This window comes from Streptomyces sp. NPDC047000 (assembly GCF_040644295.1).
Lineage (GTDB): Bacteria > Actinomycetota > Actinomycetes > Streptomycetales > Streptomycetaceae > Streptomyces.
Genome location: NZ_JBEYWE010000004.1, coordinates 324983 through 349262 on the forward strand (window position 1 = coordinate 324983; position 24280 = coordinate 349262).

A 24280-nucleotide genomic window follows, 5' to 3' on the forward strand; every position below is an offset into this window, starting at 1 on the left:
GGAACACCGGCCGGGAATCCGGCCGTCTCGCAGGCAGCGCACAGTGGAGGGACCCGCGGTGGCAGCAGCACCAGTCTGGAGCGTCGACCCGCGTACCGGTAAGCCGCGGGAGCAGGTCGCCGACGAGGCCACCGCGCACGAGGTGGACACCGTGGTGCGCGCCGCCCACGACGCGCGCGGCTTTCTCGCCGACCGGACCGTCCGCGCCGCCTTCCTGCGCACCGCGGCCGACCGGCTGGAGGACGCCAAGGACCGGCTCGTCGAGGCCGCCGACGCGGAGAGCGCGCTCGGACCGGTCCGGCTGAACAGCGAACTCGCCCGCACCTGCTACCAGTTGCGTGCCTTCGCGGGCATCGTCGAGGAGGGCGCCTTCCTCGACGTCGTCATCGACCACCCCGACGCCGACGCCACCCCGCCCGTCCCGGACCTGCGCCGCTACAAGGTCCCGCTCGGCGTCGTCGCGGTCTACTCGGCGTCCAACTTCCCCTTCGCGTTCTCCGTCGCGGGCGGCGACACCGCGAGCGCCCTCGCCGCGGGCAACCCGGTCGTCGTCAAGGCCCATCCCGACCACCCGGCCCTGTCGGAGCTGGTCGCCAAGGTGCTGCGCCGGGCCGCCGCCGAGCACGGCGTCCCCGCGGACGTCCTGGGCCTGGTGCACGGCTTCGAGGCGGGCCTGGAGCTGATCCGGCACCCGCTGATCGCCGCGGCGGGCTTCACCGGCTCGGTGCGCGGCGGACGCGCCCTGTTCGACGCGGCGGCCGCCCGCCCCGTCCCGATCCCCTTCCACGGCGAACTGGGCTCCCTCAACCCGGTGCTGGTCACCGAGGCCGCCGCCGCCGAGCGCGCCGAGGCGATCGGCACCGGGCTCGCGGGCTCCATGACCCTCGGGACCGGCCAGTTCTGTGTGAAGCCCGGCCTGGTGCTCGCCCCCTCCGGCGCCTCCGGCGACCGGCTGGTGAAGTCCCTCACCGACGCCGTCAGCGACACCGAGGCCGGTGTCCTGCTCGACCACCGGATGCGGGACAACTTCCTGGCGGGCGTCACCGAGCGCGCCGGACTGCCCGGGGTGGAGTCCCCGGTCACGCCCGGGGCGGGCGGCGAACACACGGTCAGCGCGGGCTTCCTCACGGTGCCGGCGGCGCACCTCACCGCCGAGGGGGCGTACGACCTGCTGCTCGAGGAGTGCTTCGGCCCGGTCACCGTCGTCGCCCGTTACGAGGACGACGCCGAGGCGCGTGCCGTGCTCGCGCGGCTGCCCGGCAACCTCACGGCGACCGTCCACCTGTCGGCCGGGGAGGCGGCGGGCGAGGGACGCGGCGCGGAGATCCTCGCCGAACTCACCCCGCTGGCGGGCCGGGTGCTGGTCAACGGCTGGCCGACCGGTGTCGCAGTGGCCCCCGCCCAGCACCACGGCGGCCCGTACCCGGCCACCACCTCCACGTCCACCTCCGTCGGCGGCACGGCCGTCGAACGCTGGCTGCGGCCGGTCGCCTACCAGGGGGTGCCCGAGGCGCTGCTGCCCCCGGAACTGCGCGACGCCAACCCGCTGGGGCTGCCGCGGCGGTTCGACGGGGTGCTGGAACGCTGACACCGGGAACCTGGGCGCGCCCGCCGCGCCCGGGTACCGCGGCTCCGGCGCGCGGGGCGCGGTCGCCGGTTTCCCGGCACCCCTGAGAGACTGCGCCCATGGACCTGGAACTCCCCGAACTCCCCTTCCCGCTGCGTACGTACGGCCCCGAGGGCAACTGGTCCTACGAGGACGGCGTCCTCACCGGCTGGGCCGGCCCCCGGCAGGACCGCTTCGTGCCGCCCACCGGCGAGGCCGAGGACGCCGCCAGCGACGCGCCGCGCCTGCTGGGCGCCCCCGAGGGCGACTTCCAGCTGATCGCCCGGGTCACCGTCGGCTTCAACGCGTCCTTCGACGCCGGGGTCCTCTACGTCCACGTCGGCGACCGCGCCTGGGCCAAGCTGTGCCTGGAGTACTCCCCGGACGTGCCGGCCGTCTGCACGGTGGTCACCCGGGGTCACTCGGACGACGCCAACGCCTTCACCGTGGACGGCAGTTCGGTGTGGCTGCGGGTGAGCAGGACCGGGCGAGCCTTCGCCTTCCACGCCTCCCGGGACGGGGTGCGCTGGACCTTCGTCCGGCTGTTCACCCTGGGCGGCGAGAAGGAGACGGACGCGGCACTGGTGGGCTTCATGACCCAGGCACCGCTCGGGGAGGGCTGTGTGGTGACGTACGACCACGTGGAGTACCGGCCCAGCTGGCCCAGCGACCTCCGGGACGGCAGCTGACCCCGGGAATCGATCCGCCTGCTTGAACGTTCACCCACTCGGCGGAGGATGTCCCCGCTTCCGTACGAGAACCGGAGTGAGCCGAGAGATGCGCGTCGAGATCTGGTCCGACATAGCCTGCCCCTGGTGTTACGTGGGCAAGGCCCGCTTCGAGAAGGCGCTCGCCGCCTTCCCGCACCGTGACCGGGTCGAGGTCGTGCACCGCTCCTTCGAACTCGACCCCGGCCGCGCCAAGGGCGACACCCAGCCGGTGATCACCATGCTCACCCGCAAGTACGGCATGAGCGAGGCGCAGGCCCGGGCCGGTGAGGAGAACCTCGGCACGCAGGCCGCCGCCGAGGGCCTGGAGTACCGCACCCACGGCCGCGACACCGGCAGCACCTTCGACATGCACCGCCTGCTGCACTTCGCCAAGGCGCACGGCCGCCAGGACGAGCTGATCCAGGCCCTGTACCGGGCCAACTTCGCCGAGGAGCGGTCCGTCTTCGACGGCGACGAGCACCTGGTCGAGCTCGCCGTGTCCGCCGGACTCGACGCGGACGCCGCCCGCGCGGTGCTCGCCGACCCGTCCGCCCACGCCGACGACGTGCGCGCCGACGAGCGCGAGGCCGCCGCGCTGGGCGCGAACGGGGTGCCCTTCTTCGTCCTCGACCGGGCCTTCGGCGTCTCCGGCGCCCAGCCCGCCGAGGTCTTCACCCAGGCCCTCACCCAGGCCTGGGACGCCCGCTCCCCGCTCCGGCCGGTCACCGGCGCCGTGACGGGCGGCGCGGACGCGGAGGACGCCGGGGCGTGCGGCCCGGACGGCTGCGCGGTACCGCGGCACTGAGGCCCCTGGTACGCCGGCCGAGCCGAAACCGCAGGTCAGCCGCGATCCATAAGCATTCCTTAGAGGAACCACGTACACATCGGTAATGGACGGGGAGGTGTCCCGGCCGCAGAGTGGAGGGCATGGACACCTTCGAGAGCCTCGTGCGAGCCGAGTTCACCCCGAAGAACACCTATCTGAACACCGCGAGCACCGGACTGCTGCCCGCCCGCACCGTCGCGGCGCTGCACACCGCCGTCACCGCGTCGGCGGCCGGGCGGCCGACCGACATGTTCGCGGACGTCGAGGCGGCCCGCGCAGCCTTCGCCCGCCTGGTCCGGGTCCCGGTGAGCCGGGTGGCGGCCGGCGCCTCGGTCGCCGTCTACAGCGGGCTGATCGCCGCGTCGCTGCCCGCGGGCGCCGAGGTCCTCACCGCCGAGGGCGACTTCAGCTCCGTCGTGAACCCCTTCCACGTCCGCGGCGACCTCAAGGTGCGCGCCGTACCGCTGGAACGGCTCGCCGAGTCGGTACGGCCCGGCACCGCGCTCGTCGCGGTCAGCGCCGCCCAGTCCGCCGACGGCCGGATCGCCGACCTCGCCGCGATCCGCACGGCCGCGCTGGAGCACGGGGCGCGCACCTACCTCGACGTGTCGCAGGCGGCGGGCTGGCTCGACTTCGGGGCGGACGGCCACGACTACGTCGCCACGGTCGGCTTCAAGTGGCTGTTCTGCCCGCGCGGCGTGGCCTTCCTGGTCGTCCCCGAGGACCTCGGCGGCCTCACCCCGCTGTTCGCCGGGTGGGTCGCGGGTGAACGCCCCTGGGACTCCACCTACGGCCGCGTCGAGGAACTCGCCCACTCCGCACGGCGGTTCGACGAGAGCCCGGCCCTGTTCAGCTACGCCGGGGGCCGCCGCTCCCTCGAACTCCTCGAGGAGATCGGCACCGACGCCGTACGCGCCCACGACCTCGCCCTCGCGGACCGTTTCCGCACCGGCCTGGCCTCCCTCGGCCACGAGGCGCTGCCCGCGCCCGGCTCGGCCATCGTCTCCGTACCCGGGCTGGGCCACCGGCAGGCCGGGCTGAGCCGGGCCGGCGTGGAGGTGTCCGACCGGGCGGGCAACCTCCGCGCGGCCTTCCACCTCTACAACACCCCCGCGGACGTGGACCGGCTGCTGGACGTCCTCGCCGGCTGACCCACCCGCCGACCGCACCCACCGGGCGCCACGGCCCGGTGGAGCACGTCACAGACCTGATCCGCCGGACAGGCCCTATCGTGCGGTGCATGAGCCAGAGCGACGGAGCGGTGCTGCACGTGAAGGGGCCGGTGCTGACCGGGCCCGATGATCCGGACGTCCGGGACGGGCTGTGGGTGGTCGGCGGCCGGATCACCTACGACCGTCCCGCCGCCGCCCGGGACGTCCGCACCGTCGAGGGCTGGGCCCTGCCCGGTCTCGTCGACGCGCACTGCCACGTGGGCCTCGGCCCCGACGGCCCCGTCCCCGAGGACGTCGCGGAGAAGCAGGCGCTGACGGACCGGGACGCCGGCACCCTGCTCGTCCGCGACGCGGGCTCACCCTCCGACACCCGCTGGGTGGACGGCCGTGACGACCTCCCGAAGATCGTCAGAGCGGGCCGCCACATCGCCCGCACCCGCCGCTACCTGCGCGGCTACGCCTGGGAGATCGAACCGGGCGACCTCACCGCCTACGTCGCCCGGGAGGCCCGCCGCGGCGACGGCTGGGTCAAGCTGGTCGGCGACTGGATCGACCGCGAGGCGGGCGACCTCACCGCGTGCTGGCCGCGCGACGCGGTCCGGGACGCCATCGCCGAGGCCCACCGGCTCGGCGCCCGCGTCACCGCCCACTGCTTCGCCGAGGAGTCGCTGCGGGACCTGGTGGAGGCCGGCATCGACTGCGTCGAGCACGCCACGGGCCTCACCCCGGACCTGATCCCCCTCTTCGCCGAGCACGGCGTCGCCATCGTCCCGACCCTCGTCAACATCGCGACCTTCCCGCAGCTGGCCGCGGGCGGCGAGGCCAAGTTCCCCCGCTGGTCGGCCCGGATGCGCCGGCTGTACGCACGCCGCTACGACACCGTCCGCGACGCCTACGACGCCGGGCTCCCGGTCTACGTCGGCACCGACGCCGGAGGCCACCTCGCCCACGGCCTGGTGGCGGCCGAGGTGGCGGAACTGGTCGGGGCGGGGCTGCCCCCGGTGGCGGCCCTGTCGGCGACGACCTGGGCGGCGCGGCGCTGGCTCGGCAGGGAGAACCTCACGGAGGGCGCCCCGGCGGACCTGGTGGTCTACGGGGAGGACCCGAGGAAGGACGTACGGACACTGGCGGCCCCGAAGAGGGTGATCCTCCGCGGAGCGGTCGTGTTGTGACGGCCCCGCCCACACGCCTGTGACGGTGCGCCTGCCGGGGCCCGGGGCAGAGAGCCCCGGATCACCCCCCGCCCACCCCCAGCGCCCGCTCCAGCGCGGTCAGGAACCCGTCCACCGTCCCCCGGTCCCGCACCGCGACCCGCACCCACCCCTCCCCGAGCCCGGGGAACGTGTCCCCCCGCCGCACGGCGTACCCCAGCCTCCGCAGGCGCCCCCGCACGGCCTCGGCCGAGGGCATCCGCACCAGCACGAACGGCGCGGCCGCGGGCCCCACCACCCGCACCCCGGCACCGGCGAACCCGTCCAGCCCGGCGACCAGGTGCTCCCGGTCCGCGGCCAGCCGCCCCGCCGCACCGGCGGCCTCCGCGAGCGCCGCCGCCGAGACACACGCCTCCGCGGCGACCAGCGCCGGCGTGGACACCGGCCACAGGGGCTGGGCGAGCGCCAGTTCACGGACGGTCTCCGGCGGGGCGAGCACGTACCCGACCCGCAGCCCCGCCAGCCCCCATGTCTTGGTCAGGCTCCGCAGGACCACGAGGCCCGGTACGTCCGTCCGCCCGGCCAGCGCCTCCCGTTCACCCGGCACCGCGTCCATGAACGCCTCGTCGACGACGAGCGTCCGCCCCGGCCGGGCGAGCCGGACGATCGAGGCGGCGGGATGCAGCACGGACGTGGGATTGGTGGGATTGCCGATCACCACCAGATCGGCGTCGTCCGGCACCGCGTCCGGATCGAGCCGGAACCCGTCCGCCTCCCGCAGCAGCACCCGCTCGACCGCGTGCCCCGCGTCCCGCAGCGCCGCCTCCGGCTCCGTGAACTGAGGGTGCACGACGACCGCGCGCCGCACCTTCAGGGCCCGCGCCAGCAGCACGAACGCCTCGGCGGCACCGGAGGTGAGCAGCACCCGTTCCACGGGCACCGCGTGCCGAGCGGCCACCGCGGCCCGCGCGGACCGTCCGTCGGGATAGGCGGCGAGCCCGTCCAGCGACGCGGCGATCACCTCACGCAGCCACGCGGGCGGCGTCCCGGAGCGCACGTTGACGGCGAGGTCGGCGAGCGCGGCCCCGTCGTCCCGGACCTCGGCGTCCCCGTGATGCCGCAGATCGTGCGGGCCCGCGCCCCAGGTGTCCTCAGTGCGCATGGGAAGGAGCGTGCCCCCCGTGGTGATGATGCCCGTCCCCGTGCCCGTGTCCGTCCCCGTGCCCGTCCACGTCGGGATGGAAGTGCGGCTGCTGCGGCGCCCCCACCTTGTCCTCGAACCCCGGCAGCGCGATCCGGTAGACGCACGAGTCGCAGTTCATCCGCAGATCACCGCGCACGGCCTCCTCGTACCGCTCCAGGACGAGGCCGACCAGCTCCGGCTCGGGCCCGATCACCTCGGCCGACCGCACCTCGGTCTCCGGGTGCGCGGCGGCCCACTCCTCGGTCTGCCGCCGTACCCGCTCCGGCAGGACGCCGGTGAACAGGAAGTACGGCAGGACCACGATCCGCCGCGCGCCGAGCCGTGCGCACCTCTCGAGCCCGGCCGGTACGTCCGGCACGGCGAGGGACACGAACGCGGTCTCCACGCCCGCGTACCCGCGCCCCTCCCACAGCAGCCGCGCCGCCTTGTGCACCTCGGCGTTGGCGTCGGGGTCGGTGGACCCCCGCCCGACCAGCAGCACGGTCACCTCCCCGCGCTCCGCGGCCGTACCGCCCGCACGCCCCAGCGCCTCGTCGACCCGCCGCTCCAGCACCGCGAGCAGCGACGGGTGCGGCCCGAGCGGACGGCCGTAGGTGTACGAGATCCCGGGGTGCCGGTCCTTCTCGCGGGCCAGGGCCGCCGGGATGTCCCCCTTGGAGTGCCCGGCGGACACCAGCATCAGCGGCACGGCGGCGAACCGGCGCACCCCGCGCTCGACCAGTTCGGTCACGGCGTCGCCGAGCGGGGGCGGGGACAGCTCGATGAAGCCGCCCGCGACGGGCAGTCCGGGCCGGTGGCGGCCCAGCTCGCGCACGAAGTGGCGGAACGCCTCGGCTCCGGCGTCGTCCCGGGTGCCGTGGCCGGCGACGAGAAGGGCGGGCGGCGGCGGGGTGGTCACAGATGCTCCTCGGCGGGATCGGAAGGTACGGCTGAAAGGGAAACGGGGTGGTACAGCAGGGCGTTGAGCGCGGCCGCGGCGACCGCGGAGCCGCCCTTCTCGGACACGTTGCTCACGGCGGGCAGTCCGCTGTCCCGCAGCGCCGCCTTGGACTCGGCCGCGCCGACGAACCCGACGGGCAGCCCGATGACCAGCGCGGGGGAGGCGTCCAGGGTCAGCAGCTCCTCCAGGGCGGTCGGCGCGCAGCCGATCACCCACAGCGCGCCGGGTCCCACCTCGTCGTACGCCAGCCGCATCGCATGGGCCGAACGGGTAAGCCCCGGACCGGACCTGGCGTCCTTCAGACGGCACACGGTGGCGCGGCGCGTGATGCCCGCCGCGACCATCTCGACGTCCACGACCACCGGCGCCCCCGCGTGCAGCGCGCGGTGGGCGGCGGCCAGCTCGGCCTCGGCCATGACGAGATCGGCCGCGTAGCCGAGGTCGGCGGCGGAGTGGACGACCCGCTCCGTGACCGCCCGGGTCAGCGGCGGGAGGTGCGAGGTGTCCAGCCGGGCCCGCAGCCGCCGGAAGGACTCCTGCTCGATCGGGTGGACGACGCGCTCCACCGGGCCCGCGGAACCGCTCACTTCGCCTCCTCCTGCCAGCGGTAGCCGCGCGGCGTCACCATCCGGCCCGCGATCTCCCGGGTCGCCGTGTTGCCCACGGTCACGACCGTCATCATGTCCACGGTCGCCGGATCGAGCCCGGCCAGCGTGGTCACCCGGCTGGACTCGTCCGGCCGGGAGGCGTTGCGCACGACACCGACGGGCGTCGCCGGCTCCCGGTGTTCCGCGAGGATCGCGAGGGACTTCGGCAGCTGCCAGTCCCGGCCCCGGCTGCGCGGGTTGTAGAACGTCACGACGAGATCGGCCTCGGCCGCCGCCCGCACCCGCCGCTCGATGACCTCCCACGGCGTGTGCAGATCGGACAGGCTGATGGACACATGGTCGTGTCCCAGCGGCGCGCCCAGGACCGCCCCGGCGGCCAGCGCGGCCGTCACGCCGGGCACCCCGACCACGTCGATGTCGTCCGACGCCTCCGCGAGCGCCGGGGAGGCCATGGCGTACACCCCCGCGTCGCCGCTGCCGATCAGTGCGACGGCGTGCCCCCTGCGGGCCTCCGCCACGGCCGTCCGGGCCCGTTCCTCCTCCGCGCCCAGCCCGGACTCCAGCACCCGGGTGCCGGGCCGCAGCAGGTCGCGGATCTGGTCCACGTACTGGTCGAGCCCCACCAGCACCGAGGCGCGCCGCAGTTCGGCCGCCGCGCGCGGGGTGAGCAGGTCCCGGGCGCCGGGCCCGAGCCCGACCACCGCGAGCCGTCCGCGCCCCGGACGCCGTACGACGGCACACGTCGCCGTCGCGGGGGAGCCGGCCGACTTCCGCTTGGGCACGAGGAGTTCGCCGCCGCCCGCGAGCGCGGCGGCCTCGGCGACCGACGGCGTGCCCACGGCGGCGAGCGGCGCGCCGGACGGGTTCGGGACGTCGATCTCCGCGAGCCGCCCGGCGGAGTACGTCACCAGCGGCACCCCGAGCCGCTCCGCCGCCCCGGTGATGCCGGGCTCGTCCGACTTGGCGTCCACGGTGGCCAGTGCGGCGACCGACCGCACCGAGAGACCGGCGTCCCGCAGCGCCGCCGAGACCAGCTCCAGCACCTCCTCCACGGGCGCCCCCCTGGACGCGCCGACCCCGACGACCAGCGTCGGCGGACGCAGCACGACCTCCCCGGGCCGGGGTTCGACGGCGCGGTCGGTGACCCGGACGACATACGCCTCCGCGCCCCCGTCCGCGCGCCCGCCGGCGGTCGGCAGCGGGGGCAGCGGCCACGCCGACTCCGCCTCCAGGACGACCCGTTCACCGTCCAGCAGCGCCCGCGACACCGCCGCCACGTCCCCCTCCACCGGCAGTCCGAGGGTGTCGAGCCCGGCGAGCCCGACGGCGTCGGTCGCGGTCGTCACCACCGGCTCGGCGCCGAGCGACGCGGCCACCTCGCGGGCGAGTTCGTTGGCGCCGCCCGCGTGCCCGCCGACCAGCGACACCGCGAACCGGCCGCCCTCGTCGACGCACACCACGCCCGGATCGGCCGCTTTGCCGGCGAGCAGCGGCGCGAGCAGCCGTACCACCGCGCCCGTGGCCAGGAAGCACACGAGCTGCTCGCACTCCGCGAACGCCCGCCGTACCGCGTCCCCGACGGGACCCTCGTACACCCGGGTGCGGTCCGGCCAGGCGGCCGCCAGCCGGTCCCGCGCCACGGCTCCCGCCGCGGTGGCGGAGATCAGGCCGATCACTGGGCAACTCCTTCGGTCGGTTCGATGAGGGATGCCGGGAGCCTGTCGCCCCACAGCAGGAAGACCGGATTGGCGGCGGCGAGCCGGGTCACGTCACCCGGCAGCGGCGCGAGCCGCGACGACTGGAGCAGCACGCCGTCGCAGGAGAACCCGGCCGCGGTGAGCGCCGCCCGGGCGGCCGGCACCCGGTCGAGCGCGGCCATCGCGACGACGACGGTCCGCCGGGCCCGCCGTGCGCACGCGGTCACCACGGCGGGCAGCTCCCGTCCGCCGCCGCCGACGAACACGGCGTCCGGGTCGTGGCCGTCGTCCAGCCCGGCGAGCACGTCCGGCGCCGTCCCGCGCACGACCCGCACACCGGCGCCGACGCCGTGGGCCGCCGCGTTGGCCCGGATCCGCTCCGCGCCGTCCGCCGTCTTCTCGACGGCGGTGACGGCGGCACCGAGCCGCGCGCACTCCACGGCCACCGAACCCGACCCCGCGCCGATGTCCCAGACCAGCTCGCCGAGCCGCGGCCCCAGCCGGGCCAGGGTGAGGGCCCGCACCTCGAACTTGGTGATCATCGAGTCGCGGTGCACGAACGCCGACTCGTCCAGCGCCCAGCCGCCGGCCGGCCCCGGCGGCGGCCCGGCGACCGTACGGGCGCCGCCGTCCGCCGCCCCGGACCCGTCGAGGCACAGGACGACGCTCACCGCCGTGCCCCAGTCCCGGGCGGCGGCCTGCGCGGGCGTCACCCGCTCCACGCGCTCGCGCCCGGGATCCCCGAGCGCACTCGCCACGACGAGCACCCGCCCCGGACCGCCCGCCCCGGGAGCCTCCCCGGCGCCGGCGGCCGTGAGAGCCGCGCCCAGCTCGGCGGGCCCGGCACCCGGCCCGGTCAGCACGGCCACCTTGGGATGCGCCCGGCACACGTTGACGGCGGTCCGCAGAGCCCGCCCGTGCGCACTGACGACCACCGCGTCGTCCCAGGTCAGACCGAGCCGCGCGAAGGCCGCCGCCACCGACGGGACCCCCGGCCGCACATCGAGCGCGGCCGGGCCGAACCGCTCGCCCAGCACCCGCACGATGCCGAAGAACCCGGGATCCCCGGAGGCCAGCACCACCACCCGCGCCCCCTTCGCGGCATACCGCGCGACGATGTCGAGGGCGGGCGCCAGCGGCCCGAGGACCACCCGCTCGGCGCCCTCGGGCAGCCGTACGGCGTCCAGATGCCGCCGCCCGCCGACCACGAGGGCGGCTCCCGCGAGGACGTCGTCGGCGACCGGCGCCGCCCCGGTCCCCGCGCCCACCACGGTGATCATGTGCTCGCACCCCGGCTGCGCAGGACCTTGCGGGCCTGCGGGTCGGCCCTGCGGTGACCGTGGAAATGACCGGGGTGGTAGAGGTGCGAGCGGGTGCCGTGCGCGTCGAGGGCCGGGCCGACCAGGAACAGCGTGTGCTTCCACAGCCTGTGCTCCTTGACCGTCTCCTCCAGCGTGCCGACCGTGCACCGCACGACCAGCTCCTCGGGCCAGGTCGCCTGGTACGCCACCACGACCGGCGTGTCCGCCGGATAGCCGCCCTCCAGCAGCTCGTGCACCAGCTGCCCGCTGCGGGCCGCCGACAGGAAGACGGCCATGGTCGTGCCGTGCCGCGCGAACTCGCGGACCTCCTCCCCGGGCGGCATCGGCGTCTTGCCGCCGCCGAGCCGGGTGAGGATCACGGACTGCGCGACCTCGGGGATCGTCAGCTCGCGCCCGGCCAGCGCGGCGACGGCGGAGAAGGCCGACACGCCCGGCACGATCTCGGTGTCCAGACCCAGCTCCGCACACCGGTCGAGCTGCTCCTGCGTACCGCCCCACAGGGCCGGGTCACCGGAGTGGATCCTGGCCACCCGCAGGCCCTGTGCGCGGGCCCGCCGGTAGACGGCGACGACGTCCTCCAGCGACATGACCGCCGAGTCCAGCACCTCCGCGTCCGCACGCGCGTGCCGCAGAACCTCCGCCTGCACCAGGCTCGCCGCCCAGATCACCACGTCGGCCTCCGCGATGGCGCGCGCGGCCCGGAACGTCAGCAGATCGGCGGCACCGGGCCCGGCACCGACGAAGGTCACCTTGCCGGGGGTGGCTTCGGTCATCGGAATCGTCCCTCTTTCCTCCGCGCTTCCGCGCGTCTCACTGCTGGTCACTCAGGGTCACCGCCTGTCACCTCTCGTCACCGCGCCCGCCGCGGAACCGCCGGTGATCACTGCGGGTCGCCGCCGGAACGCGCACCGCGACGGCGTCCCGGGCGGGAGGCCGCCGGATGTGCGCGAAGGCGGGTCGATCGGATAAGCAAGGGCACATGGCCGTCTTCGTCGCGCTGGGCGCGTTTCTCATGACCCTGGCGGGCGGATGGACCGCGCAACGCGTGACCGACCGCCGCCACCTCGTGCTGGGCCTGGCCGGCGGGCTGATGCTGGGCGTGGTCGGCCTCGATCTGCTGCCGGAGGCGCTGCGCGCGGCCGGCAAGGACATCTACGGCGTTCCCGCGGCCCTGCTGCTGTTCGTGGTCGGCTTCCTGCTGGCCCACCTGGTGGAGCGGCTGCTCGCCGTGCGCCGCGCCTCGCACGGTGCCGACGAGCACGACCACCGGGCACCCGAGGTCGGCCTGACGGCCGCCACGGCGATGGTCGGGCACAGCGCCATGGACGGCGTAGCGATCGGCGCGGCGTTCCAGGTCGGCGGCAGCATGGCCCTCGCGGTCGCGCTGGCCGTCGTCGCCCACGACTTCGCGGACGGCTTCAACACGTACACGATCACCAGTCTGTACGGGAACGCCCGCCGCAGGGCCCAGGCCATGCTGCTGGCGGACGCGGTGGCCCCGATGGTGGGGGCGGCGTCCACGGCGTTCCTGAGCATCCCGGAGCCGCTGCTCGGCGGCTATCTCGGCATGTTCGGCGGCGTCCTGCTCTACCTCGCCGCGGCCGAGATCCTCCCCGAGGCGCACCACGAGCACCCCGCCCACTCGACCCTGCTGTGCACGGTCGCGGGAGCGGCGTTCATCTGGCTGGTGGTGGGCCTGGCGGCCTGAACCGCCGTCCGGGCGCGGCGTCACAGCTTGCCGCCCCGGGCGCCCCCGCGCGGGGCGGGCGCGATGAGGGTGGACAGGTACGGCAGCGCCGCGCCGTCGAGTTCGGCGGCCGGCCGGATGGCCTCCTCGGGCAGCCCCAGTGCCGAGCCCCACACGGCGTCGGCCGTCCGTCCGCTGTCCCGCAGCGCCCGCGCGACCTCCCGCGCGTGCCGCCCGAACTTGTACGCGACGACGGTGCCGGGCCCCTTGAGGGCCTCCTCGAGCACTCCGGCGCCGGCGGTCACGGGCACCAGCACCAGCGGCTCGGTCCCTTCCGTCAGGACGGCCCCGGAGCGCGCCGCGAGATCCTGCATGGCGGTGATCCCGGGCACCGTCTCCACGACGGTGCCGGGCACCAGCCCGGCGACGGTGTGGGCGAGATACGTGAAGGTCGAGTAGACGTTCGGATCCCCGATGGTGGCGAAGGCGACGGTCCCGTGCCGCTCCAGCAACGCGGCGACCCGCCCTCCGGCCGCGTCCCAGGCGGCCTCCCGCCGGGCCCGGTCGGTCCGCTCGTTCAGCGCGAAGACGACCCGTACGATCCTGTCCGCGGGCACGTAGTGCAGCACGGTGGCCTCGGCCCGCCCGCGCTCCCCGGTGTCCATGACGGGTACGACGATCACATCGGCGGCGCGCAGCGCGTTGACGCCCTTCACGGTCACCAGCTCCGGATCCCCGGGCCCGACCCCGACCCCGATCAGCCTGCTGCTCATGACGTCCGGCACCTCTCCACGAACCGACGGGCCACCCCGGGCTCGGAAGCCCAGTGGGTGTGCAGATAACTCGCGTGCACCGCACGCTGTACGAAGCCCTCGACCCGGCGCCGGGGGGCACGCATCCCCCAGGCCGCCGCCGCGCCGGCCCCGGGCTCGACGACGGTCCGGTGGAACTCGTGCCCCCGCATCCGGGTCCCGGCGGGAGCGAGGGAACTGTCGCTGACGGCGACGGCGTCCCGGTACCCGAGGGTGAGCCGCTCGCCCATCCGCGCACCGGCGTCGAGCACCCCGCACATCGGCAGCCCGTCGAGCTCCCGGCACAGGTACAGCAGCCCCGCACACTCGGCGGCCACGGGACCTCCGCCCAGCGCGAACCCGGCCACGGCCTTCCGCAGCCGCTCGTTGCCGGACAGCTCGGCGGCGTACACCTCGGGAAACCCGCCCCCGACGACCACCCCCCGGGTCCCCTCCGGCAGCCGCTCGTCCCGAAGCGGATCGAACACGACGACCTCGGCCCCGGCGGCAGCGAGCAGTTCGGCATGCTCGGCATAGGAAAACGTGAACGCGGCCCCCCCGGCAACAGCCACCACCGGCGCTTTCAGCCCGTCTGGGGGCACCCCCTCTGGGGGAGTTTGAGGACGCGGGGGTTCGGGGGCAAGGCCCCCGAGGTCGGGAACGGGAAGGGGCGGCGGGGGCGAGGAAACCAGAGCCGCACCCGCGTCCCAAGCCGCACCCCCCACCGCCCCCGCACTCCGCGCAAGGGCCAGCAGCCCCTCCACATCGCACCCCTCCGCCACCAACGCACCCATCGCCGCCACCGCCGAGACCGCCGAAGCCCGCCGCTCGGCGACCGGCACCAGCCCCAGATGCCGCGACGGCGTGTCCACCACGGAGTGCCGCCGCAGCACCCCGAACACCGGCACCCCGGCGGAGTCCACCGCCTCCCGCAGCACCTCCTCGTGCCGCGCGGACCCCACCTTGTTGAGGATCACCCCCGCGACCCGCACCTGCGGATCCCAGGACACGAACCCGTGCACCAGCGCGGCGACGGACCGGGCCTGCGCCGAGGCGTCCACGACGAGCACGACCGGCGCCCGCAGCAGCTTGGCGACATGAGCCGTGGAGGCGAGCTCCCCCTCACCCACCGCACCGTCGTACAGCCCCATCACACCCTCGACGACGGCGACGTCGCACCCGGCCGCCCCGTGCAGGAACAGCGGAGCGACCAGCTCGGGCCCGCACAGGTAGGCGTCCAGGTTCCGCCCCGCCCGCCCGGTGGCGAGCGAGTGGTACCCCGGGTCGATGTAGTCGGGCCCGACCTTGTGCGCGGACACGGCGAGCCCGCGCGCGGCGAACGCGGCCATCAGACCGGTCGCCACGGTCGTCTTGCCGCTCCCGGAGGACGGCGCGGCGATCACCAGCCGGGGCACGGCGGCGGGGGAGGAACTCACCACTCGATGCCCCTCTGCCCCTTCTGCCCCGTGTCCATGGGGTGCTTGACCTTCGACATGTCGGTGACGAGATCGGCGAACTCCACCAGGCGCCCGGGCGCGTTCCGCCCGGTGATCACCACATGCTGGGTGCCCGGCCGCCGCCGCAGCACCTCCACGACCTCCTCCGTGTCCACCCACCCCCAGTGCATCGGATAGGCGAACTCGTCCAGCACGTACAGCCGGTAGGTCTCCGCGGCCAGATCCCGCTTGACCTGCTCCCAGCCCTCCCGGGCCTTCTCCTCGTTGGTGGAGTTGTCGCCCTGGAGCCCCCGCTGGACCCACGACCAGCCCTCGCCCATCTTGTGCCAGGCGACGCTGCCGCCCTCGCCGGACGCCCCGAGCACCCGCAGCGCGTTCTCCTCGCCGACCTTCCACTTGGCCGACTTGACGAACTGGAACACCCCGATCGGCCACCCCTGGTTCCAGGCGCGCAGCGCCAGCCCGAAGGCGGCGGTCGACTTGCCCTTCCCGACCCCGGTGTGCACGACCACGAGCGGCCGGTTACGGCGCTGCCGGGTCGTCAGGCCGTCCTCCGGCACGACACTCGGCTGTCCCTGCGGCATTACGCGGCCCTCCTCGAAGTCCCCTGCACGTCTTTCACCAGACCGGCGATGCTGTCGGCCCGCAGCTCGTCCAGAGTCACGGCGGCACCGCCCATCTCATCCGCGAGCCGCCCGGCCAGCCCCAGCCGCACGGGCCCGGACTCGCAGTCCACGACCACGGACGCGACCCCTCCGGCCGCGAACAGCCGCGCCGCACGCCCCGCCAGCGCCACCGGGTCCGGTCCGCCGGTGGCCCGCCCGTCGGTCACGACCACGACCAGCGCGCGCCGCGCCGGATCCCGCAGCCGCTCGACCCGCAGCACGTCGTGCGCCTTCACCAGCCCGGCCGCCAGCGGCGTCCGCCCGCCCGTGGGCAGCGCCTGGAGCCGGGCCGCCGCCGCGTCCACGGACGACGTGGGCGGCAGCGCCACCTGCGCGTCCCGCCCCCGGAAGGTCACCAGGCCCACCTTGTCGCGCCGCTGGTAGGCGTCCAGCAGCAGCGACAGCACGGCGCCCTTCACGGCGCTCATCCGCTGCCGCGCGGCCATCGAGCCGGAGGCGTCCACGACGAAGAGCACGAGATTGCCCTCGCGCCCCTCACGGGTCGCCTGCCGGAGATCGTCCCGCCGCACCACCAGCCCCGGCCCGGTACGGCCCCGGGCCCGCTGGTGCGGTGCGGCCGCCTGCACGGTCGCCGCCAGGTGCAGCCTGGTCAGGGCACCTCGCGGCCGCCGTGCCCCGGTGGTCCGCCCGTGCTCGGTCCGGGCCCGGGACCGCCGCCCGGCGGCCCCCGCGCCGATCCCCGGCACGCTCAGCACCTTGGTCCGGAAGGGCTCGGCGGCCCGTGCCGGGGCCTGCTCACCGGCACCCGCCCCCGGCACCCGGGCCGCACCGTCCTCGGCGGGCTCCGGCCCGGCACCCGCCTCACCGTCCTGCGGCGGCCCGGCATCGGGCGACGGCTGCCCTCCACCGCCTCCGCCGGGCCCGTCAGGACCCGGATCGTCGTCCTCCGGCTCCCCGAACTGCTCCAGCGTCTCGTCGAGCTTGTCCTCGTCGAGCCCGGGCGCGTCGAAGGGCGAACGCCGTCTGCGATGCGGCAGCGCCAGCAGCGCGGCCTGCCGTACGTCCTCGGCGAGCACGTCGGTACGCCCGGCCCAGGCGGCCAGCGCGGTCGCGGCGCGCGCCATCACGATGTCGGCCCGCATGCCGTCCACCTCGAAAGCCGCGCAGGTCGCGGCGATCTGCCGCAGCACACCGTCCCCGAGCCGTACCGACGGCAGCAACTCCCTCGCCGCGACGATCCGGTGCCGTACGGCGGTCTCCTCGTCGGCCCAGCGCGCGGCGAACCCGGCCGGGTCGTCGTCGTAGGCGAGCCGGCGCCGGACGACCTCCACCCGCTGCTCCGGCTCCCGGGACGCGGCGACCTCCACGGTGAGCCCGAAGCGGTCGAGCAACTGCGGCCGCAGCTCGCCCTCTTCCGGGTTCATGGTCCCGACGAGCAGGAACCGGGCGGCGTGCCGTACGGAGACACCCTCCCGTTCGACGTAGGAGGCGCCCATCGCGGCGGCGTCCAGCAGAACGTCGATCAGATGGTCATGGAGCAAGTTGACTTCGTCGACGTACAGGATGCCCCTGTTCGCGGCTGCCAGGAGACCCGGTTCGTATGCCTTGACGCCCTGGCTGAGAGCACGCTCGAAGTCCAGCGCCCCGACCAGCCGGTCCTCGGAGGCCCCGACAGGCAGTTCGACCATCCGTGCTGCCCGCGACTCGGACGCGCTCGGCGGCTCGTGCGGCCCGTCCGGACACGCCGGGTCGGGGGAGCCGGGATCACAAGAGAACCGGCAGCCAGCGACCACGTCGACAGAGGGAAGCAGCGCCGACAGCGCGCGCACGGCGGTGCTCTTCGCGGTTCCTTTCTCCCCCCGTACCAGTACTCCGCCTACAGCAGGACTCACCGCGTTGAGCAGGAGTGCCAATCGGAGGTCGTCCTGCCCGACAAGGGCAGTGAAGGGATACGGCGAACTCACGCGGTGATCACTCCTTCGGGGGACTTGCGACAGAACATCTCGTGGCCAAGCCGAAGAACTGGCATGGTCGAAGTCTGGTCCCCACCGGCGCGGGGATGGTCCGCCCTTCGACGCTCCTGGGCTCGAAGAGGACAAGTGCTCCCCGCGTATGCGGGGTTATCCGAGGGGATCACTCGTCTCCCTCCAGATCTCCCTCAAGTTCGAGGTAGGTCGCCCGGAGCCGGTTCAGGGTCTCCTGGTCCGGCTCCGCCCACAGCCCCCGGTCGGCGGCCTCCAGCAGGCGTTCCGTGACCCCGCGCAGGGCCCACGGGTTGGACTGCCGCATGAACTCCCGGTTCTCCGGCGAGAACACGTACTCGGCCGCCAGCTTCTCGTACATCCAGTCGTCGACCACGCCCGCCGTGGCGTCGTACCCGAACAGGTAGTCCACGGTCGCCGCCATCTCGAAGGCACCCTTGTAGCCGTGCCGCCGCATCGCCGCCATCCAGCGCGGGTTGACCACCCGCGCCCGGAACACGCGGTGCGTCTCCTCGCCCAGCGTCCGCGTCCTCACCTGCTCCGGGGTCGCCGAATCACCCACGTACGCCTCGGGGTTGGCCCCCGTCAGATGCCGCACCATGGCGACCATGCCGCCGTGGTACTGGAAGTAGTCGTCCGCGTCGGCGATGTCGTGCTCCCGCGTGTCGACGTTCTTCGCCGCCACCGCGATCCGCCGGAACGCCGTCTCCATGTCCCCGCGCGCCGCCCGCCCGTCGAGCCCCCGCCCGTAGGCGTAACCGCCCCACACCGCGTACACCTCGGCGAGGTCGGCGTCGCTCCTCCAGTTCCGCGCGTCGATCAGCGGCAGCAGCCCGGCGCCGTACGCCCCCGGCTTGGAGCCGAAGACGCGGGCCGTGGCCCGGCGCCGGTCACCGTGCCCGGCGGTGTCCTCCTCCACGTGCGCCCGCACATAGTTGGCGTCGGCGGGCTCGTCCAGCTCCGCCACCGCCCGCACCGCGTCGTCGATCAGGCCGACGACGTGCGGGAACGCGTCCCGGAAGAACCCGGAGATCCGCACCGTGACGTCGATGCGCGGCCGCCCCAGCTCGCTCGGCGGCACGATCTCGAAGCCCGTCACCCGGCGTGAGGCGTCGTCCCACACCGGGCGGCAGCCCAGCAGCGCGAGGATCTCGGCGATGTCGTCGCCCTGGGTGCGCATCGCGGAGGTGCCCCACACCGTGAGGCCGACCGACGTCGGGTAGGCGCCGGTGTCGGCCAGGTACCGCTGCACCAGCGAGTCCGCCAGCGACTGGCCGACCTCCCAGCTCAGCCGGGACGGAATGGCCTTGGGGTCCACGGAGTAGAAGTTGCGGCCGGTCGGCAGGACGTTGACGAGCCCCCGTGTCGGCGAGCCGGACGGACCCGCCGGGACGTAACCCCCGTCCAGCGCGTGCAGGATGTGCCCGATCTCGTCCGTCGTCCGGGCCAGCCGCGGTACGACCTCGGTGCACGCGAACTCCACCACGGCCACCGCGTCCGGGAGTTCCGTGCCGAGGACCTCACGGACCAGGCCGGGGGCCGCGGTCACCCGCCACTCCCGCGCCTCCATGCCCTCCGCGATCCGCCGGCACAGCCGCTCCAGCAGGTCGATCGCGTCGGACGCCGTCCGCGCGGGCCCCTCCACCAGCTCCGTCAGCTCCACCGGCACCTTCACCGGCGCGCCCGGCTCCGCCAGCAACTCCGCCTCGACCAGCCCGAAACGGGCCGCGATCGACGCCCGCAGGCCCGGCAGCGCGTTCGCCCGCCCGCCCCACACCTGGGAGGCGCGCAGCACCGCGAGCACGAGGTTGACGCGCGGCTCGCCGACCGGACCGCCCCCGAGGATGTGCAGCCCGTCCCTGATCTGCACGTCCTTGATCTCGCACAGATAGCCGTCGATGTGCATCACGAACTCGTCGAACGCCGTGTCGTCCGGCTGCTCGTCGACATGCAGGTCGTGGTGCAGCTCGGCCGCCTTGACCAGGGTCCAGATCTGCGCGCGGACGGCGGGTGTCTTCGCCGGGTCCAGGTCGGAGACCAGCGCGTACTCGTCGAGCAGCTGCTCCAGCTTCGCCAGGTCGCCGTAGGTGTCGGCGCGGGCCATCGGCGGCACCAGATGGTCGACGACGGTGGCGTGGCCGCGCCGCTTGGCCTGGGTGCCCTCACCGGGGTCGTTGACGATGAACGGGTAGACCAGCGGGAGTTCGCCGAGCACGGCGTCCGGGGCACAGCCCCGCGACAGGCCGAGGCCCTTGCCGGGCAGCCACTCCATGGTGCCGTGCTTGCCCATGTGGACGATCGCGTCGGCCCGGAAGGAGTTCTCCAGCCAGCGGTACGCCGCCATGTAGTGGTGCGAGGGCGGCATGTCCGGGTCGTGGTAGATCGCGATCGGGTTCTCGCCGAAACCGCGCGGCGGCTGGATCATGACCACGACGTTCCCGAACCGGAGCGAGGCGAGCACGATGTCGTCGCCGTCGAGGTACAGCGAGCCCGGCGGCTCGCCCCACGCCTCCAGCATGGCGTTGCGCAGCGCGGGGTCCAGCTCGTCGAACCACGCCCGGTAGTCGGCCAGCGGCACCCGCGCGGGCGCGGCGGCCAGCTGCTCCTCGGTCAGCCACTCCACGTCGTGCCCGCCGGCCGCGATGAGACGGTGGATCAGCTCGTCGCCGTCGCCGGGGTACTCGGTGAGCGAGTAGCCGGCGTCGCGCAGCGCGTCCAGGACGCGTACCGCCGAGGCGGGGGTGTCGAGGCCGACGGCGTTGCCGACACGTGAGTGCTTGGTCGGGTAGGCGGTGAAGACCAGCGCGAGCCGCTTGTCGGCGTTCGCCGTGTGCCTCAGCCGCGCGTGCCGTACGGCGATCCCGGCGACGCGCGCGGCGCGCTCGGGGTCGGCGACGTAGACGGGGACGCCGTCCGGGCCCTGTTCCTTGAAGGAGAACGGCACGGTGACCAGGCGCCCGTCGAACTCGGGGATGGCGACCTGCATGGCCGCGTCCATGGGGGAGAGCGCGGCGTCCGACGCCTCCCACGCGGCCTGCGAGGAGGTCAGGCACAGGCCTTGCAGCACCGGGACGTCGAGATCGGCGAGCGCGCCCACGTCCCAGGCCTCCTCGTCGCCGCCCGCCGAGGCGGGGGAGGCGTGGGTGCCGCCCGCCGCGAGGACGGTGGCGACCAGCGCGTCGGCCCGCCCCAGCAGCTCGTACAGCCCCAGGTCCGCGCCGCGCAGCGAACCGCAGTACACCGCGAGGGCGTTGGCGCCGCGTGCCTCGATCGCCTCGCACAGCGTGTCCACGAAGGCGGTGTTGCCGCTCAGTTCGTGCGCCCGGTAGAAGAGCACGCCGACCGTAGGACGGTCCGGCACCGCGGCGGGGGTGCCGTGGACGCCGTACTCGGGCATCGGCCGGGGCTGTTCGAAGCCCTCGCCGGTCAACAGCACCGTGTCGGACAGGAACCGGGCCAGCTCGGTGAGGTTGGCCGGGCCGCCCTCGACGAGATAGCGCAGCGCCTCCGCGACCACCCCGGCCGGCACCGACGACTCGGCCATCAGCTCGGCGTCGGGGACGGTCTCGCCGCCCAGCAGCACGGTCGGGATCCCGGCGGCCCGCAGCGCGGCGAGCCCGTCCTCCCAGGCCCGCTTGCCGCCCAGCAGCCGTACGACCGCCACGTCCGCGCCCTCGACCAGTCCCGGCAGCTCGGCCGTGACGTCCACGCGGGTGGGGTTGCCGATCCGGTAGGCGGCGCCGGAGGCCCGGGCCGCCAGCAGATCGGTGTCGGCGGTCGACAACAACAACACTGTGCTCATGCGGGCGCTCCCGGGGGAATGAAGGGCAGTCCTTGCGGCGCGCCGGACTCGATGAGCCGCCACAGCGCGTCCGTGTCCGCGTGCTGTTCGATCAGGTCGCCGAGCCGGTCGAGCTGCTCCTCGCGCAGCGCGGCGAACGAGGTGCCGTCGGCGGGCACGAAACGGCGGCCCGCGGCGGCCGCCACCTCGCGCAGGAAGGCCCGCCGGAAGCCGTCCGACTCCAGCGAGCCGTGCCAGTGCGTGCCCCAGACCGCGCCGACCCGGCAGCCGTCCAGGGGGCGGCCCCCGTCGTCGGTGAGGAAAGCCTCGCCGCCGAGGACCTCGGCGACGCCGTGGTGGATCTCGTACCCCTCGACGCGCTCGCCGAGGGCGCGGCCCACCGGGCGGGTGAGGGTCTTCTCGCGGGCGAACCGCACCCGCACGGGCAGCACACCGAGCCCGGCGACCCGCCCCGCCCGGCTCTCCACGTCGTCGTCGATCGACTCGCCGAGGATCTGGAAGCCGCCGCACACCCCGAGCACCGGACGGCCCTCCCGGGCCCGCTCGGCGACGGCGCGCGCCAGTCCGCGCTCGCGCAGCCACGCCAGTGCGCGGACGGTCCCGCGGGTGCCCGGGATCACCACGAGGTCGGCGTCGGCGAGTTCCTCCGGCCGGTCCACGAACCGCACCACGACGCCCGGTTCGGCGGCCAGCGCGTCCACGTCCGTGAAGTTGGACATCAGGGGCACCGCGCAGACGGCGACCCGCAGCACCTCCTCGCCGGCCGGCGGGGCGACGGCCGACTCGCGCACGGTGCCCCGCAGGGACACCCTCCCCCAAGCTCTCGACTGCGTTCGAGCAGGGGGGACCCCCATTCCGTCCTCCTCGTCGATGCCGAGCCCGTGCCGGAACGGCAGCACGCCGTACGTCCGCCGGCCGGTGAGCCCGTGCAGCATGTCCAGGCCCGGCTCCAGCAGCGACACGTCGCCGCGGAACTTGTTCACGAGGAACCCGGCCACGAGTTCCTGGTCCTGCGGGGACAGGAGCGCCACCGTCCCGAAGAAGGAGGCGAAGACGCCGCCCCGGTCGATGTCGCCGACGACGAGCACCGGCAGCCGCGCGCCCCGGGCGATGCCCATGTTCACGATGTCCGTCCGCCGCAGATTGATCTCGGCGGGAGAACCCGCCCCCTCACAGATCACCGCGTCATACGTGCCCCGCAGTTCGGCCAGACAGTCCAGCACCGTGCCGAGCAGCTTCTGCTGCCGCCCGCCGTGGTAGCCGCGCGCGCTCAGCTCACCCACCGGTTTGCCCAGCAGCACGACCTGGCTGCTCTGCTCGCCGCCCGGCTTGAGCAGCACCGGGTTCATCAGCGCGGCCGGCTCGATCCGGCAGGCCTGCGCCTGCATGGCCTGCGCCCGGCCGATCTCGGCGCCCTCACGGGTGACGAACGAGTTCAGGGACATGTTCTGGGCCTTGAACGGCGCGACCCTGACCCCCTGCCGCACCAGCCACCGGCAGATACCGGCCGTCACGACGCTCTTGCCCGCGTCGGAGGTGGTGCCGGCGACCAGAAGACCTCCGCTCATGACCTCTTCCCCCTCATGCCTCGGGTGACGAACCGTCCGGCGACCGCGACGCCGAGGGCGAGCGTGCCGACGCGCCGCGACAGCCGTACGGCGCGCTCGATGTCGGTGACGACGACGGCGCGCCCCGCCGCGCCGTTGAGGACGGGCCGGTGCTCGACGCGGCCCCCGTACGACAGCGTGCCGCCGAGCCGGATCCCCAGGGCGCCGGCGAACGAGGCCTCCACGGGACCGGCGTTGGGGCTGGGGTGCCACCCCGCGTCGGCGCGCCAGGCGGCCACGGCACCCCGCGGATCGTCCCCGGCGAGCGCCGCGAGGACGGCGGTCAGGCGGGCCCCGGGCCAGCCGGCGACGTCGTCCAGGCGCGCGGCGGCCCAGCCGAAGCGCCGGTGGCGGGCCGACCTGTGGCCCACCATGGCGTCGAGGGTGTTGACGGCCCGGAACCCCAGCAGTCCCGGCACCCCGGCGACGGCACCCCACACCAGGGCGCCGACGACGGCGTCGGAGGTGTTCTCGGCGACCGACTCCACCACCGCGCGGGCGATCCCGTCGGCGTCGAGCGCCTGCGGGTCGCGTCCGCACAGATGCGGCAGGCGCTCCCGCGCGGCCTCGACGTCACCGGCGTCCAGCGCCCGCCCGACGGCCCTGGCCTCGCGCGCGAGCGACGTCCCGCCGACCACCGCCCAGGTGGCGGCGGCCGTCAGTACGGCCGGGGCGGCGGGGAAGGGGCGTACGGCACGCGCGGCGACGGCACCGAGCGCGACGGCGCCACCGGCGCATACAGCGGTGTGCAGCGCGCCCCATGCGCGGTTGTCGCGCCACAGTGTCCGTTCCACGGCGGCGGCGGCACGGCCGAACGCGGCGACCGGATGCCCGCGGCGCGGATCGCCGAGGAGGAGGTCACCGAGGAGGCCGGCGGCGGCGCCGTACGCGAAGTCGCGATCGGCACCCACCGGCTCAGCCGACCGGGCGGCGGGTCAGCGGACCGACGGGCCCGGCGGACCCACCGGGCCGGAGGGGTCTGGTGGGCCGGACGGATGCGGTGGGTCGGGCCGATCCGGTGGGCCGGACGGATGCGGGGGTTCCGGAGGTCCCGGGAGACCGGTGCGGGGACCTCGGACGGCGGCCGAGCAT

At 75.0% G+C, this 24280-nt stretch carries 19 protein-coding genes; 6 read left to right on the plus strand and 13 right to left on the minus strand.

Features of this window, described 5'->3' with window-relative positions; genetic code table 11:
* The first annotated feature begins 58 nt into the window (after window positions 1–58).
* The 5 genes from ABZ862_RS10190 to ABZ862_RS10210 all read left to right on the plus strand — a co-directional run bounded on the left by ABZ862_RS10190 (window position 59) and on the right by ABZ862_RS10210 (window position 5486).
* Window positions 59–1588, plus strand: coding sequence for an aldehyde dehydrogenase (NADP(+)) (locus ABZ862_RS10190; protein ID WP_360955342.1), 1530 nt, complete (start codon window positions 59–61; stop codon window positions 1586–1588).
* A 98-nt stretch (window positions 1589–1686) separates the two neighbouring features.
* On the plus strand, window positions 1687–2295 hold the full coding sequence (locus tag ABZ862_RS10195; RefSeq protein WP_360955344.1) for a DUF1349 domain-containing protein: 609 nt from the start codon (window positions 1687–1689) through the stop codon (window positions 2293–2295).
* A gap of 88 nt (window positions 2296–2383) precedes the next feature.
* Window positions 2384–3121, plus strand: coding sequence for a DsbA family oxidoreductase (locus ABZ862_RS10200; RefSeq protein ID WP_360955347.1), 738 nt, complete (start codon window positions 2384–2386; stop codon window positions 3119–3121).
* 122 nt (window positions 3122–3243) lie between these two features.
* A complete protein-coding gene (locus ABZ862_RS10205) occupies window positions 3244–4293 on the plus strand; it encodes an aminotransferase class V-fold PLP-dependent enzyme (RefSeq protein ID WP_360955349.1) in 1050 nt (349 codons plus the stop codon).
* A gap of 89 nt (window positions 4294–4382) precedes the next feature.
* Entirely contained in the window at window positions 4383–5486 is a 1104-nt protein-coding gene (locus ABZ862_RS10210; RefSeq protein WP_360955351.1) for an amidohydrolase family protein, read from the plus strand.
* A 61-nt stretch (window positions 5487–5547) separates the two neighbouring features.
* Here the strand turns inward: ABZ862_RS10210 and cobC are convergent, their stop codons facing one another.
* From cobC to cobM, 6 genes are read right to left on the minus strand one after another with little or no spacing between them, the layout of a single operon-like run.
* Complete coding sequence (gene cobC / locus ABZ862_RS10215) at window positions 5548–6627, minus strand: Rv2231c family pyridoxal phosphate-dependent protein CobC (protein WP_360955353.1); 1080 nt, start codon at window positions 6625–6627, stop codon at window positions 5548–5550.
* The gene (locus ABZ862_RS10220) at window positions 6617–7567 is read right to left on the minus strand and encodes a sirohydrochlorin chelatase (protein ID WP_360955355.1); all 951 of its coding nucleotides are present in this window, start codon (window positions 7565–7567) and stop codon (window positions 6617–6619) included. The genes cobC and ABZ862_RS10220 overlap by 11 nt, the downstream gene beginning before the upstream one ends.
* A complete protein-coding gene (locus ABZ862_RS10225; RefSeq protein ID WP_360955513.1) occupies window positions 7564–8175 on the minus strand; it encodes a precorrin-8X methylmutase in 612 nt (203 codons plus the stop codon). The genes ABZ862_RS10220 and ABZ862_RS10225 overlap by 4 nt, the downstream gene beginning before the upstream one ends.
* Before the next feature lie 17 nt (window positions 8176–8192).
* Window positions 8193–9893, minus strand: coding sequence for a precorrin-3B C(17)-methyltransferase (cobJ, locus tag ABZ862_RS10230; protein WP_360955357.1), 1701 nt, complete (start codon window positions 9891–9893; stop codon window positions 8193–8195).
* Window positions 9890–11194 carry a precorrin-6y C5,15-methyltransferase (decarboxylating) subunit CbiE gene (gene cbiE, locus ABZ862_RS10235; protein ID WP_360955359.1) on the minus strand — a complete coding sequence of 435 codons (1305 nt, stop codon included), beginning with the start codon at window positions 11192–11194 and terminating at the stop codon, window positions 9890–9892. The genes cobJ and cbiE overlap by 4 nt, the downstream gene beginning before the upstream one ends.
* Window positions 11191–12009 carry a precorrin-4 C(11)-methyltransferase gene (gene cobM / locus ABZ862_RS10240; protein ID WP_360955361.1) on the minus strand — a complete coding sequence of 273 codons (819 nt, stop codon included), beginning with the start codon at window positions 12007–12009 and terminating at the stop codon, window positions 11191–11193. Before cobM ends, cbiE begins: the two co-directional genes overlap by 4 nt.
* Window positions 12010–12215: 206 nt before the next feature.
* On the opposite strand from cobM, the gene ABZ862_RS10245 reads away from it, so the two are divergent.
* Complete coding sequence (locus ABZ862_RS10245; protein ID WP_360955363.1) at window positions 12216–12944, plus strand: ZIP family metal transporter; 729 nt, start codon at window positions 12216–12218, stop codon at window positions 12942–12944.
* A gap of 20 nt (window positions 12945–12964) precedes the next feature.
* Here ABZ862_RS10245 and cobI read toward each other — a convergent pair whose 3' ends face one another.
* From cobI to ABZ862_RS10280, 7 genes are all read right to left on the minus strand, one after another.
* Window positions 12965–13696: a precorrin-2 C(20)-methyltransferase gene (gene cobI / locus ABZ862_RS10250; RefSeq protein WP_360955365.1), complete on the minus strand. Its 732-nt coding sequence runs from the start codon at window positions 13694–13696 to the stop codon at window positions 12965–12967.
* Window positions 13693–15153: a cobyrinate a,c-diamide synthase gene (locus ABZ862_RS10255; protein WP_360955367.1), complete on the minus strand. Its 1461-nt coding sequence runs from the start codon at window positions 15151–15153 to the stop codon at window positions 13693–13695. Before ABZ862_RS10255 ends, cobI begins: the two co-directional genes overlap by 4 nt.
* Window positions 15147–15755, minus strand: a complete 609-nt coding sequence (cobO, locus tag ABZ862_RS10260; protein WP_360955369.1) for a cob(I)yrinic acid a,c-diamide adenosyltransferase — start codon at window positions 15753–15755, stop codon at window positions 15147–15149. Before cobO ends, ABZ862_RS10255 begins: the two co-directional genes overlap by 7 nt.
* Complete coding sequence (locus tag ABZ862_RS10265) at window positions 15755–17761, minus strand: putative cobaltochelatase (protein WP_360955371.1); 2007 nt, start codon at window positions 17759–17761, stop codon at window positions 15755–15757. The genes cobO and ABZ862_RS10265 overlap by 1 nt, the downstream gene beginning before the upstream one ends.
* A 169-nt stretch (window positions 17762–17930) precedes the next feature.
* Window positions 17931–21581: a cobaltochelatase subunit CobN gene (gene cobN / locus ABZ862_RS10270; RefSeq protein WP_360955373.1), complete on the minus strand. Its 3651-nt coding sequence runs from the start codon at window positions 21579–21581 to the stop codon at window positions 17931–17933.
* Window positions 21578–23149: a cobyric acid synthase gene (locus ABZ862_RS10275; protein WP_360955375.1), complete on the minus strand. Its 1572-nt coding sequence runs from the start codon at window positions 23147–23149 to the stop codon at window positions 21578–21580. The genes cobN and ABZ862_RS10275 overlap by 4 nt, the downstream gene beginning before the upstream one ends.
* Window positions 23146–24099, minus strand: coding sequence for a cobalamin biosynthesis protein (locus ABZ862_RS10280; RefSeq protein ID WP_360955377.1), 954 nt, complete (start codon window positions 24097–24099; stop codon window positions 23146–23148). The genes ABZ862_RS10275 and ABZ862_RS10280 overlap by 4 nt, the downstream gene beginning before the upstream one ends.
* Window positions 24100–24280 lie beyond the last annotated feature (181 nt).

Coding starts and splice junctions, on each gene's coding strand:
- ABZ862_RS10195 (WP_360955344.1), top strand. CDS start 1,687: ATGGACCTGGAACTCCCCGAACTCCCCTTCCCGCTGCGTACGTACGGC.
- ABZ862_RS10200 (WP_360955347.1), top strand. CDS start 2,384: ATGCGCGTCGAGATCTGGTCCGACATAGCCTGCCCCTGGTGTTACGTG.
- ABZ862_RS10205 (WP_360955349.1), top strand. CDS start 3,244: ATGGACACCTTCGAGAGCCTCGTGCGAGCCGAGTTCACCCCGAAGAAC.
- ABZ862_RS10210 (WP_360955351.1), top strand. CDS start 4,383: ATGAGCCAGAGCGACGGAGCGGTGCTGCACGTGAAGGGGCCGGTGCTG.
- cobC (WP_360955353.1), bottom strand. CDS start 6,627: ATGCGCACTGAGGACACCTGGGGCGCGGGCCCGCACGATCTGCGGCAT.
- cbiE (WP_360955359.1), bottom strand. CDS start 11,194: ATGATCACCGTGGTGGGCGCGGGGACCGGGGCGGCGCCGGTCGCCGAC.
- cobM (WP_360955361.1), bottom strand. CDS start 12,009: ATGACCGAAGCCACCCCCGGCAAGGTGACCTTCGTCGGTGCCGGGCCC.
- ABZ862_RS10245 (WP_360955363.1), top strand. CDS start 12,216: ATGGCCGTCTTCGTCGCGCTGGGCGCGTTTCTCATGACCCTGGCGGGC.
- cobI (WP_360955365.1), bottom strand. CDS start 13,696: ATGAGCAGCAGGCTGATCGGGGTCGGGGTCGGGCCCGGGGATCCGGAG.
- cobO (WP_360955369.1), bottom strand. CDS start 15,755: ATGCCGCAGGGACAGCCGAGTGTCGTGCCGGAGGACGGCCTGACGACC.
- cobN (WP_360955373.1), bottom strand. CDS start 21,581: ATGAGCACAGTGTTGTTGTTGTCGACCGCCGACACCGATCTGCTGGCG.
- ABZ862_RS10275 (WP_360955375.1), bottom strand. CDS start 23,149: ATGAGCGGAGGTCTTCTGGTCGCCGGCACCACCTCCGACGCGGGCAAG.